The organism is Veillonella parvula, assembly GCF_024461875.1.
In the GTDB taxonomy this organism is placed as follows: domain Bacteria; phylum Bacillota; class Negativicutes; order Veillonellales; family Veillonellaceae; genus Veillonella; species Veillonella parvula_I.
On record NZ_JANGAL010000001.1, the window covers coordinates 826,734 to 840,044 of the forward strand.

General features: G+C 37.6%; 13 protein-coding genes. All 13 read right to left on the minus strand.

Annotated features, from left to right (window positions below; genetic code table 11):
* Window positions 1-101 precede the first annotated feature (101 nt).
* Window positions 102-965 carry a UTP--glucose-1-phosphate uridylyltransferase GalU gene (galU, locus tag NE668_RS03980; protein ID WP_004693334.1) on the minus strand — a complete coding sequence of 288 codons (864 nt, stop codon included), beginning with the start codon at window positions 963-965 and terminating at the stop codon, window positions 102-104.
* A 13-nt stretch (window positions 966-978) separates the two neighbouring features.
* A complete protein-coding gene (locus tag NE668_RS03985) occupies window positions 979-2,532 on the minus strand; it encodes an LPS-assembly protein LptD (protein WP_119562820.1) in 1,554 nt (517 codons plus the stop codon).
* A gap of 37 nt (window positions 2,533-2,569) precedes the next feature.
* Window positions 2,570-3,682, minus strand: coding sequence for a hypothetical protein (locus NE668_RS03990; protein ID WP_227036803.1), 1,113 nt, complete (start codon window positions 3,680-3,682; stop codon window positions 2,570-2,572).
* Between the two features lie 108 nt (window positions 3,683-3,790).
* A complete protein-coding gene (locus NE668_RS03995) occupies window positions 3,791-4,237 on the minus strand; it encodes a hypothetical protein (protein WP_004697051.1) in 447 nt (148 codons plus the stop codon).
* 261 nt (window positions 4,238-4,498) lie between these two features.
* Complete coding sequence (gene hypE / locus NE668_RS04000) at window positions 4,499-5,506, minus strand: hydrogenase expression/formation protein HypE (RefSeq protein ID WP_227036802.1); 1,008 nt, start codon at window positions 5,504-5,506, stop codon at window positions 4,499-4,501.
* 1 nt (window position 5,507) lies between these two features.
* Window positions 5,508-6,626 (minus strand): hydrogenase formation protein HypD, encoded by a 1,119-nt coding sequence (gene hypD / locus NE668_RS04005; RefSeq protein WP_227036801.1) that lies wholly within the window; start codon window positions 6,624-6,626, stop codon window positions 5,508-5,510.
* Window positions 6,586-6,837 (minus strand): HypC/HybG/HupF family hydrogenase formation chaperone, encoded by a 252-nt coding sequence (locus NE668_RS04010; RefSeq protein WP_004693324.1) that lies wholly within the window; start codon window positions 6,835-6,837, stop codon window positions 6,586-6,588. The genes hypD and NE668_RS04010 overlap by 41 nt, the downstream gene beginning before the upstream one ends.
* 233 nt (window positions 6,838-7,070) lie before the next feature.
* Window positions 7,071-9,350, minus strand: coding sequence for a carbamoyltransferase HypF (gene hypF, locus NE668_RS04015; RefSeq protein WP_227036800.1), 2,280 nt, complete (start codon window positions 9,348-9,350; stop codon window positions 7,071-7,073).
* A gap of 35 nt (window positions 9,351-9,385) precedes the next feature.
* Window positions 9,386-10,795, minus strand: coding sequence for a thioether cross-link-forming SCIFF peptide maturase (gene scfB / locus NE668_RS04020; protein WP_227036799.1), 1,410 nt, complete (start codon window positions 10,793-10,795; stop codon window positions 9,386-9,388).
* Window positions 10,796-10,961: 166 nt separating this feature from the next.
* The gene (scfA, locus tag NE668_RS04025) at window positions 10,962-11,105 is read right to left on the minus strand and encodes a six-cysteine ranthipeptide SCIFF (protein ID WP_004693318.1); all 144 of its coding nucleotides are present in this window, start codon (window positions 11,103-11,105) and stop codon (window positions 10,962-10,964) included.
* Between the two features lie 100 nt (window positions 11,106-11,205).
* Window positions 11,206-11,967, minus strand: a complete 762-nt coding sequence (locus tag NE668_RS04030) for an ECF transporter S component (protein WP_227036798.1) — start codon at window positions 11,965-11,967, stop codon at window positions 11,206-11,208.
* A gap of 49 nt (window positions 11,968-12,016) precedes the next feature.
* Window positions 12,017-12,859 carry a hypothetical protein gene (locus tag NE668_RS04035; RefSeq protein ID WP_004693309.1) on the minus strand — a complete coding sequence of 281 codons (843 nt, stop codon included), beginning with the start codon at window positions 12,857-12,859 and terminating at the stop codon, window positions 12,017-12,019.
* Window positions 12,852-13,256, minus strand: a complete 405-nt coding sequence (locus tag NE668_RS04040; RefSeq protein ID WP_004693306.1) for a hypothetical protein — start codon at window positions 13,254-13,256, stop codon at window positions 12,852-12,854. Before NE668_RS04040 ends, NE668_RS04035 begins: the two co-directional genes overlap by 8 nt.
* Between the last annotated feature and the right edge of the window lie 55 nt (window positions 13,257-13,311).

The window sequence follows — 13,311 nt, forward strand, 5'->3', positions numbered from 1 at the left end:
TTGTTCATATGTTAACAAATATCAAATGAGTTTGAAACTATAAACAAAAAGAGCCTATGACACATATCATAGGCCCCTCACGTGGAAGTCTCATAGATTATCTATTTTAGATCTAATTCCTTTAGGTAAGCTTTGAAGCTTTCACCCAATTCTTCGTTGCGCAATGCATACTCAACAGTGGCTTTTAAATAGCCCAATTTATCCCCTGTATCGTAGCGAATACCTTCATATGCTAATGCATACGTATCCGTTTTAGAGGCTGCCAATGCATCAGTTAATTGGACTTCATTACCTACACCAGGCTTAGTAGCTTCTAAGATATTGAAAATATCTGGTGTTAAAATATAACGACCTAATACAGCGAGTCGAGATGGAGCATCCTCTTTCTTAGGTTTTTCTACCAAGTTATCAACGCGATATAAATTATCAGCCAATGCTTCACCAGATACAATACCATAAGAACTAACTTTATCTTCCGGTACAAATTGAGCGCCTAAAATAATACCAGGATGCTCATTATAGCAATCAATCAACTGTTTTAAGCATGGATTTTCTGGATTGTAAACAATATCATCACCAAGTAATACTGCAAATGGCTCATCACCAATAAATGCTTTTGCACACAATACAGCATCACCAAGTCCACGAGGTGCTTTTTGACGAATAAAGTGAACTTTAATATCCGCCAAATCCTTAATCATAGCCAATGGTTTATTTTTGCCTTGACTTTGTAATAACAATTCTAATTCAACACTACTATCAAAATGGTCCTCAATAGCACGTTTATTACGACCTGTAATAATTAGAATTTCTTCAATACCAGAATCTAAAGCTTCTTTTACAATGTATTGGATAGCAGGTGTATCGACAATAGGAAGCATTTCTTTTGGTTGTGCCTTGGTAGCTGGTAAAAAACGTGTACCAAAACCAGCTGCTGGAATTACAGCTTTTCTAATGCGTTGCATAGTATTCTCCTAACTAAAAGTCTTTACCTACAAATTTAATTTTCCATTGATCATTTTTATTTTTATGTCCATCTTTATATGTTAAGTACATATCGAAGGAGTGTAAATCACGATGCCATGTATAATAGACAGAATCAATATCCCCACTCATCATATTATTCTTAACACTTACAGAAATATCATCTAGGCGAGTCAATTTATAGGTACCGCCATAAATAAGCTCTTTTGGAAGTTCTGTCGTGTCAAAACGATAAGGGGAATTATTGTAGGTTATATTTCGTTGATTATAGCTAACCCATACATTAGCACGATTACCAACTTTAGATTGGAATCTAGCACCCCAATAAGGCATGCTACGGATACTACCATCATAACCATAGTAGTCACGTTGGTAACCACCTAAGAAGCGCAAATCAGCATTTTTGCCAAGCTTAATCGGATCATGAGAAACCTCTGCATAATATTCTTTATGAGAACCTTTTACAGAACCCTCTTTCCAATAACCAGCATTAACACCACCACGTACAGTAATTGGAGAATTTCCTACATGATATGTATGAGTATCCAAACGAGCTTCACCTATTTTTTCAACCCATACTGTTTCATCATTATATTCATTAGACTCCTTGCTATAACCAACAGAAGCAGTCCCCCAAGGTAAATAATGACGATATCCCACCTGTGGCTTAAAACCAGATTTAGAATACCAACGATAGTCAATATAAGCTTCACCGTTTTTACCGATAGGATATTCTGTACTACCATGTAAGCCAATACCATCATCGTTACTATACGTAGGTTTTGGTATTAAGGAAAAAATACTAAATTTGCCTTCTTTGTCATGACGCAATGAAGTCGTATAAGATGGCAAGGATAATACTTTAAAGTTTTTAATATAAAAGGATGGTTTTTTAATAACGACTTTATCACCAGGATATACCTGAATATCTTGACCCTCCACACGATAATCTGGAGTATGAACAAATGCCATTGCATGTTTTGTAGTTACCATGCCCTTTTCCATATGGCCTATTTGTCCATCAAAAGTGGCGTTATTGCCCTTTACATAATAGGGATCGCTCCATCCCATGGCTTGGTCCGCCTCAAAGTGACGATCACTAGTGCGATACGTCATATTTTGACCTGTAATATCTTTTGTTTTACCGCCATCTTCCAAATAGCGATAGCCCCCAACAGTACGATACTCTGTAGTTTTAGTATTACCTTCAATACGTGGAGCCATCAAAGTTTGATTACCTTGAGACACCACAACATCGCCTTGAGCATATACATCACCTGTAGAGCCAGTATAAGACATTTTATTAGCATCAATACGTGTAGGCAACTGTTCAGCAGGAGTAGCAGATTTCGCTTTTTCACCACGACGTACAACACGGATATTACTATATTCAGGTGTAGATGCTTTAGAAATTTCTCCTGCATAGGATTGACCTACGCTATCCAATGTATCTTGATATACAATAGTTGACTCAGTAGCGGCCCATACAGGTTGTGCTAAACAAACAACACATGCCGCTGCCAGCCATTGTACTTTACGTTTCCTCATGGTTACTAGAACTCCTATTACTTTAAGAATTTGTTAATTATTGATTACGCTTTACAACAACGATAGGTTGAGAAACATTTTCTACAGGTTCTTCTGGCTCCTCAACTGCTGTAGCATCTTCAGCTACAGCTGCATTTTCATCAGTATCATTATTTTCTACATATTCTTCAGATTCACCTGTTGTATTAGGTACAGTTACAGCATCAGCTAATTCATTATCACTATGAGCTAAACCATCGCCACCAATAACAAGACCTTGAATTGTTACGGAATCTTGAGGTTGTACATATACAGTAGCACCAGCTGGGTACTCAATATTTTTACCTTTGATGAAAGCGCCCCCTACAAGCCCAACAGGACCGAGTAGAACTGCGCCCGCTACAGATGCACCTGCTGCTTTAACTTCACTACGGGTTTTATCCTTAGCCTCTTTACCTTGTACAGCAGTAAATTCTGTACCATCAATAGCTGGGATTGTATCAAATGTAATATCTAACGCACCATTACGACCAAAGGAACGAGCCTTTTTCAAAGAAGTAATTGTTCCGGAACCTACAGTGCCCGCAGGTACTAATAAGACATTGCCATCCATTACATTTTCTGCAACAGTAAAGGATATAGTGTCACCTTCATGACTAGTTTTAGAAGAAACCGCTTCATTTAGAGTCACTTTGAACACTTGATTACCAGACAATGTACCTACTTGGTTAGTAAGAGCCACATTGCTACCATATACCTTTGTCTTCAAAGAGATAATACGTTTTTGTAAGGAACCGCTACCAATGCGACCATTAACGCTACGTTCCATCTTTTCTACACGGTCTACAAGAGATCCTGCGTTAATGCTATTTTGATATGTATATTCCAATGCATCCATTTCTTCGCGCAAAGAAATATTAGTACCACTGCCCTCTACAGAATTGTAGAGGGAGTCAACACGTTTACTCAATGTTGCGGAATTACCATTGAAACCAGTACCATACACGGTTTCATCAAGTTGATTAATGCGGTCCACAACAGCACCATCTTGTACGGCTCCATATACAGTAGTTTCTAAAACATTTGTTTTTTCAGTTACTGTACCAGGAGCGGCAAATGCAGTGCCTGAAATTAGGGATGCCATTAAAAGTGTAAGTACTTGTTTCTTCATAAATTCCTCCACAATGTATCTAATGTATAACTGTTATACAACAGAATAAGCACGGGCCTAAGACCGTGCTTATTCCCTGAGTCTATCAATTTATATGCTCAGTGGCCATTAAATTTTCAAATCAATAATCGCAGATACACCTACGCCTTGAACACGAGATGCACCAACTGGGTTTGTGCTATTCACAGGAACTAATCCTTTTACACGAACCATACCATTAAAGCTACCTTCTACTTGAGCAACAGCTTTAACTTCTTCAATGCTAGAAGCAGGCCCAGTAACTTGAGCCGCACCGATATAACCTTTTGTACCAATACTGATAATAGGAACTACTTTAGTTGTATATTCAGTACTCAAGTTATTTTGTTTCAATAATTTATTTAGGAAAGAGTCAATTTGTGGACCAAATTTGTTAACAACAATGCCGATACCACCAATTTTAGCTGCACCACCAAGAATGCTGCTAAGTCCACCAGCTTGAGTTGTCAAGATACCACCAAATGCAGTTGTAGTTAAACAAATCCCTAGAACAGCTGTAATAATCTTCTTTTTCATAATAAGCCTCCTATAGATACTTATATTTTAACAAATTCTATACATAGATTCTAGTGAAAGTATAAGAACTTACACATAAAGATACTAACATAATATAGATTTTCGATGAATTCTTAATGAATTTTACGCAACTTAATTTAATGCTATCATCAACGATAAATCGTGTCAACATCTAATACGAGCTACATCTAGAAAGCTCAAAAATTGAAATAAAAAGATTAACAAAATGATATAGTTTAATTACTTTTATTAATTATAAATTTAACAAATTCGTGGAACCTGATCTTCGCCTAATAAATCAATCAGACGAATACCTCCAATAGCCGTTTGTAGACCAACCTTACCAATATTTTTATCTATAGTCTTACCAATTAAAACAGCTTCACTGCCCTCTTCAAAGCTATGAAGAATCTTAAGGACTTCGTTCGTAATAGATGGCTCTACAATAAGAACCACTTTCCCTTCATTCGCTAAATATAAAGGGTCATACCCTAATATATTACATACTGACTGTACCTCTTCATGAATTGGTATAGCCGTTTCTTCAACCTTAATGCCTACTTGACTCTGATCAGCGATCTCTTTTAAAACGGTACCTAGGCCACCACGAGTGGGATCTCTCAACAAAGCAACTTGAGTTCCTACTTTATCTAATACTGCTTGAACCATCTTATTTAGTGGTGCACAGTCAGTTGTTAAGGAGTCAGATAAATCTAAACCAAACCGTTGCCCCATAACGGCAATGGAGTGATCTCCAATAGCACCTGACAAAATGATATCCATCCCTGCTTTCACACGATGTGGACCAATATCTATTCCATCTGGAATCATGCCAATACCAGCAGTATTAATGTAGATTTTATCTACTTCGCCCTTTTTAACGACCTTTGTATCACCTGTAACAATTTGAACATTTGCGGCTTTTGCCATTTCTGACATAGTGCGAAGAATTTCATCTAGCTCTTCAAAGGCCAAACCTTCTTCTAAAATAAGACCACAACTTAAATATTGAGGTATCGCGCCATTCATGGCTAAATCATTCACAGTTCCACAAACAGCCAACTTGCCAATATTACCACCAGGAAAGAACGCAGGTTGCACCACATAGGAATCCGTAGAGAAGGCCATGCGCCCGGCTGTAACAGGAAACTGGGCACCATCGTGTAGGGGCGCCAATAAATCATTTGTAAAATATTTCAAAATAAAACGGTCCGTCAACTCATGACTAAATCGTCCACCATTACCATGGACTAAGCGAACTCGTTCCATATTAATCCTCCCACGTCGATCCACCACTAGAATAACCATATTTATACCATGCAGCACAGCTACCCTCTACAGATACCATACAGGCACCCACCGGATGATCTGCGGTACAGCTTTTACCAAATAACGGACATTCACTCGGTTTAATAAGGCCTTGCAAAACACGTCCACATTGACAGCCTTTAGGATCAAGAGATGGTTTATCCAAGTTAATAGGAAGGACAAGCTCTACATCGTAAGCTGCATACTCACCCTTTAAAGCTAAACCAGAGTTAGGAATCACACCAATACCACGCCATACATCATCGCATACTTCATATACTTCCTCGATCATAGCTTGGGCTACAGGGTTTCCCTTCTGCATAACTACAGAATGATACGTATTGCCCACCACAATATTACCAGACTCACGTTGCTCTAAAATATTAGCTATGGCAGACAATATTTCTAAGCCATCAAAGCCAGCGATACAAGATGGAATACCGTATTCTTTGGGCAAAAATCGGTATGGTTCTTCACCAATAATAACACTCACATGGCCAGGTAAAATAAATCCATCGATATGACCTTCTTGTTTATCTAATAGTGCACGCAATGCTGGAGGCACTAATTTATGAGATACTAAGAAGAATACATTCTTAAGTCCTGCTGCGTGAACGGCTTTCACAGTAGCACATATAATCGCAATAGTCGTTTCAAAGCCAATAGCTAAGAATATTATTTTCTTTTCTGGATATTTTTTGCTAAGTTCTATTACCTCTAAAGGCGTATAAATAACATGGATATGAGCTCCTTTTGTTTGAGCTTCATTGAGACTACTATAGCTACCTGGAACCTTTAACATATCCCCAAAGGTAGCAATAATAACATCCTCACGTTCTGCATAGGCTAAAGCCTTATCCATATAGGTTTGATCAGTTACACATACTGGACATCCTGGTCCACTAACAAGTTCTATGCCACTTGGCAATAATTGACGAAGACCTTCTCGGAAAATCGATACTGTATGCGTACCACAAACCTCCATAAGCCGCACAGTTTCACCGGGCATATGAAGCGCATTGATGCGCCTTAACAAAGCATCAGCTGTGTGCTGCTTTTCCTGCAAAGTAAGCTTCTTCAAGTTCTTCTAACTCCTTAAAGGCCTCTAATGTTTTTTGAGCCTCTTCTTCATCAACAATTTGTACAGCAAAACCTGCATGAACTAACAACCAGTCCCCGACCTTTGCATCTGGTACGAGGAGCAAGCTGCAGTCACGGGTAGCACCTGTCAATTCAACGGTACCAATAGCATCATTCACAGCAATCAATTGCGCTGGTACAGCTAAGCACATAGTATCTCCTTATCTATATTATTTATAACAAGTTTTATATACATTTACTTTAATAAAATATCTCCAAAATATATGAATAAAATTAATATTATTGTATCACAGTTACACACATTATTTAGTGATAGTAGCCACAAACAACTAGAACTTAAACTAGCTATGCAACTCATATAGATTAAACAATATTCAAAACATTACTAAATAAATTTGTCTAAGAATAAGAGTTGCATGACAATTTATAATTGATTTCCTAACCACAATTGTCCTAAAGCAAGTCCACCATCATTAGAAGGAACTGCTTCATTCATATATAAATTACCTATATGCCACGTCCTATATATGAATTCTAATAATTTACGATTTTGAAATACACCACCAGACATGGCTGCATCACTAATATTATATCGCTCCATCAAATCTGCCGCCGTTTCACATAGTGCTATTGCAATTGTTTTATGAAATGAAGCGGCTAAATGAGCTCGACATTCACCACGAACAACACCATCCATAATAGATTGAACTGTAGGTGTAAAATCAAGAATATGTCCATCATAATGGTAAGTAAGTAATGATCCTTTTTCATCACCACATAGAGTTTCTAAAGCAATGGCAATTTGTGCATCATAACTATGGACCATACCAAGACCTAATAAAGCACCTACAGTATCAAATAGTCGCCCACAGCTTGTAGCTTGAATCATGGGCATTCTAGATTGTAATGCTTTATCTAAAATTTCCCATCCCTTTGGAAGTTCTTTCATCCATTCTTGATATACAAAAGGGATATCATCGCCATAATAATTACGAATATACCATAAGGCTTGTCGCCAGGGTTCAGAAACAGCCTTTTCTCCGCCAGGCAATGGAGCCGCATGAATATGTGCCAATCTCTGATATTGATTGCCTTTACAAAGGAGAAATTCTCCCCCCCATATAGTTCCATCTGGACCATAGCCAGTACCATCCATAGCAATCCCTAGTATAAGCCCCCTTAAATTGTGTTCCGCCATAACAGACGCTATATGAGCATGATGATGCTGAACAGGTACAACAGAAAGATGGAAACTTTCACCTATTTTTTCACCTAACCGAGAAGAGAAAAACTGGGGGTGACTATCTATGATAATTTTATCTGGTTGCACAGAAAATAAGCTCTTATATCGTTTAATAGTCCATTCTAGTGTTTCATGAGTAGATGCATTTTCTAAATCACCAATATGGGGCCCTACAAGAACTTCACTACCTTTATTCATAGCAAACGCATTTTTTAAATCACTGCCCATAGCTAATATCGAAGTTTGTTCTAAACCATCACAATGAATAGGTTCAGGCACATAACCACGACTGCGACGAATAAATCGAGGTTTATTATTGATGACCACTACCACTGAATCATCAAGGGGCGCATAGATTTCACGATTATGAACGAGGAAATAATCTGCTACCTCACCTAGTTCATTAAACGCTTGGTCATCGTTATATAATACGGAATCACCACTTCGATTGCCACTGGTCATTATCCATGCCGCATCAAAAGGTAATAACACCTCATGCATTGGTGAATAAGGCAACATAACCCCTAACATACGATTATCAGGAGCCACATAAGAGCTTAAATGAACAGAACTATTATAATTTTTTTCTAATAACACAATAGGACGTTCCATCCCCGTCAATATATCTAGTTCTACATCATTAATATGTACTAACTCAATCGCCATATCTAGAGTTCCCACCATTATTGCTAATGGTTTATGCGGCCTATTCTTCCGCTTACGTAAGCGTTGTACAGCAGCGTCATTTCTAGCATCGCAAACAAGATGATATCCTCCTACACCTTTTATTGCGATAATACTACCTTCATTAATCAATTCCCGCGTAGTATTCCATATATTCACTGTATCCACAGCCTTGCGATCTGGCTTATACAATGTATATTGAGGACCGCAGCGAGAGCATGCGTTTGGCTCCGCTCTATAGCGACGCCCCTCTATATCTTCATATTCAGCCTTACAATCTTCACACATGGGAAACTCGTTCATCGTCGTCCGCTCCCGATCATAGGGCAAAGATTTGATTATCGTATATCGTGGGCCACAATTTGTACAATTGATGAAAGGATAGTCACGTCTGCGTTTATCCTGCTGTAGTTCTTTAATGCAGTCATCACAAGGCGCCGTATCGGCGCTAATAAAGGTACTCACGGATTCACCTAATGGAGATGGCGCTACTATAAAGTCGATTTCATCACCTTTTACAGTAAGATGTTGTACAGTTTGACTTGTAATGCGACATAAACGAGGTTGCTCCGCTTGAACAGCATCTAAAAATAGTTGCAATGCTCCTAGAGGACCTTGTATTTCAACATATACACCGCGGCTATCATTATATACAAAACCAGTTAAACCTAGAGAATGGGCACACATAGAAACAAGGGGCCGGAATCCGACCCCTTGAACTATACCGGTATAGCGAATTCCCCAGCGTTCTGTAGTTTGATTACTATTTTGTTTCATATAAACTCCTACTATACTCGGAGAATCAAGTGTAATTAACCTAATGCAACAGGAATACTTCCATCAATACCAGCTTGTTCTAATTCGGCTTGAATCATAATAGCACATTCGATGCGTTTCTTCTGTAAACGACAACCAAATTCATAAGGTGTTTCTAGATCGCCACCCAATGTAATGTTGTTAGCATGACAACCACCGGAACAGAAGAATTTCGCCCAACATTCAGCACAAGTTGGTTTGGAGAATACATGTGTATTGCGGAAATCTTTAGGAATTTCTGTATTTTGTAAACCATCATACACATTACCAAGCACGTATCCATCTTTACCTACAAATTGGTGACATGGGTAAATATCGCCATTAGGTACGACTGCCATATATTCATGACCTGCCCCACAACCGCGAAGGCGTTTCGCCATACATGGCCCACGATATAAATCCATGCGGAAGTGGAAGAAGTTAAACTTCTCACCCCAGCCTTCTAACTGGCGTTGTAAATAAATATCTGCTAATTTTTCATATTCTTTCTCTAGAGCTGGCCAATCTTCTTCACGAAGCACATAATCCCCTTCTTCACCGACAACAGGCTCCATGGACAAATGCTCAAAGCCAAGATCAGACATTGCCATAACGTCTTTAGTAAAGTCTAAGTTTTTATGAGTATATGTACCACGTACATAATATTCAAGACCGTGACGTTGTTTTACTGCATTGATAAGGTTTTTAGCAATATATTTATAAGACTCTGCACCACTACCTGCTACTGGACGCATTGCATTATGTACGGATTCACGACCATCCAACGACAATACTAAACTCATCTTGTGTTTGTTTACATAGTCGATTTTATCTTGTGTTAAAAGCATACCATTCGTAGTCAATGTAAGCTTAAATATCTTATTGTGCTTTTCTTGAATGGATTCAATGTATTCAACCGTTTGCTTAACAACATCCCAGTTCAACAATGGCTCACCACCGAAAAAGTCAATTTCACAATGTTGGCGAGGTCCACTCATTTTAATAAGAAAGTCCACAGCTCGTTTTGCTACATCAAAGCTCATCAATTCTCGTTTAACACCGCCGTAATCACCTTGACTAGCAAAGCAATATTTGCATGCTAAATTACAATCATGAGCAATATTTAAGCATAATGCCTTAACAATAGGTTTCTCACCTACTACAAGTTTAAACTCTTTACTCATCGGTGCAAATAATTGCTCCGCTTTGATGAGCTCATCTAACTCGTCCATAATCTCATCTAGTTCTACTGCATCTTCTTTAGCATCTAACGCAGCATGTACAGCATCGCGATTAGTGCCATCATATATGTCAAGAACTCTATCGATGAGTTCGTCGATAACATGGATAATACCGCTATTTACGTCTAAGCAGTAATAGTTATCCTTCATCCGAAACTTATGGATTATTGGTTTTAATTCTAACATGGTACCTCCAATTGATTTGTATGGTAAAAGCTCTAGTATATAGAACTTTCTAGATAATTGTACCACATTTCCACACTAAACGTTATAAAAAGAGTCATAAAGATATACTATACAATGTATGTCTTTAAAACATAAATAAAAAAGGCCCGCTAAGCGAGCCTCTTCATTATTTTTGTTTGCAAACTTGGTTACCAACTGTGCAGCTTGTTTTACAAGCGGATTGGCAAGATGTTTGACATTCCCCACAACCGCCAGTTTTAGCAGTTTTTTGTAAGGATTCAGTGTTGATAGTACGAATACGTTTAGCCATGATTATCCTCCTCAATACTTATCGAATGATATTTATTTTATCATATTTATAAAAAGCCTGTAAAATACTATTTCGTTATATTTTCGTCTACAACTTCAGCTTATTTGGTTTCTACCACTTCAGTTTCTCCTAATTGATGGTCTGTAACTTTTGTGTCTCGCATAGCTTCACCTTTAGTTTTCTTAGGAGCATCCTTACGCAATACTTTTCGTAAAGCCATTGCCACCGGTGTTACAATTACAGCAGCAAAAACTGCTTCTGGAATACCATGTGTAACAGACAAGAATACAATAGAGCCTAATACTTGATCTGGACTAAGATTCATTTTAAGAGCAAACATATCTGCATAGAGTAAGAAGATTAATCCCATAACCATGATCGTATGAAATACAGTCCCCATAAAAGCAGAAACAATAATACGCGGACCTTGCGGTGCTTTCCACAATAATAGATATACCAAATATGCTAATACTGGGAAAAGTATACGCGGTAATACGGAAATGATTGGATTAATAAATAGTGGGGATAAAATATTAGGAGCTGTAATATTTTGCCACAAACTATAGCAACCAAAGATAAAGCCAACAAAAGCCCCCACTTTTGGTCCTTCTACAATAGCACCAATTAGAGTTGGTACATGTAAAGTTGTTACATTTAGCGGCCCTAATGGAATAATACCATAACCAGAAAGCCCTAATGCAATAGTGATACCTGCTAGTAGACCAATAATTGTTAATTCTCGAATCGTAATGCCACTTTTTTTCTCTTTCTTGACCTCTTTACGTTCAACTTGCTTCAGTTTTTCATTGTCGTGGATTGATACAGTTGAGTTATCATCCAATGGACGTTCAATGTTGTTCATAGATCCTCCTTCGCTCTCATTCCTTATGGATATAAGTCGAAACTAGAAATTAAATACGTTCACGGCGTCGTGAAATAATACCACGCTCTACCAATGCACCTATAATCACTGCTCCACCTGTCATACCAGCTTCTAATAAAGTTGGAGTTACAAACACTAGTGGATTACCTTGGTACGTTGGAAAAACGGTGGGAACTAAAGATAAAATAAATTCTGGAATATAACCACCATACAAGATATGGGCGTTCATAGCAAGCCATATGCCTGCAGTAATAATGATACGCAACAAACGTACACCCTTATATGCTAAATCTCTTGGATACAAATAGAATACAAAGACCAATAAAGAAACTAATAATAATACAAGTTCAGCAAATAATATATTTACATTCATGGATGATGCATACATAAAATATACCATCGGATCTTGTAAATCTATATATAGGATTGAGCCAATATACAAGAACGGAATCGGTATAGTATAGGCAATTATATCTAATGCTTCATCAATCATACTCCATCGATGAGTACGATTGAAAAACTTTGTAGCTAATAAGCCACATAGCTCAATAAGAACTTGAACGATAAAATATACTACAAATAAAAGTAGTACTTTTGCTAATCCATTATCTACATTAAAGCTAAATGGTGTATGAAGAAACGAAAATACCATCCACCAAGCCCAACTATAAGCATGATACCCCATGCTTAGCGGTAAATCATCGTTAAACCTGGCATTCTTTAGTCGTCGCACCATAATTGGTATGACTAGCGACAAAACTGGAAACACTAAAATGGATAATGATAATGCCCCACTTAATGAAAGTACTGTTGTAATAGCACTTACAAAAAGTGAACAAATTAACGTAAATAGCCAAAAACTTTTATTCATTACAGCCTCCCACTAATCGAGTTAAGCCATAAGCTATAAGCAAGCTAAATGTGACACTTAAATACATAGCTAATAAAAAGGCTATATCACGACCTACTGTTGGCCATCCCCACAACATGGATAAATCAACACCTAAAAAAATACCTTTATAGCTGATACCATGAACGACAACCCAACTCACTACATAAGCAATGCGACTTATAGATCTACCATCATCAAAGGTACTGCTTTTAAATGATAAATAGGCCCAAGGCATACATAAGGATAACAACAAATACCATACTAGTGCTACGGTCGCACTCGATCCATTATGAATCATATATGCAATAATAGGAATTACTACGATAAATATATTCAAGTAGATGGATCTTTTACAAATATCTATTAATGTGTTCATAAAGATCTCCTATGATATGTAATCTCTTTGTATTTTACAATAATCATAGATAAAT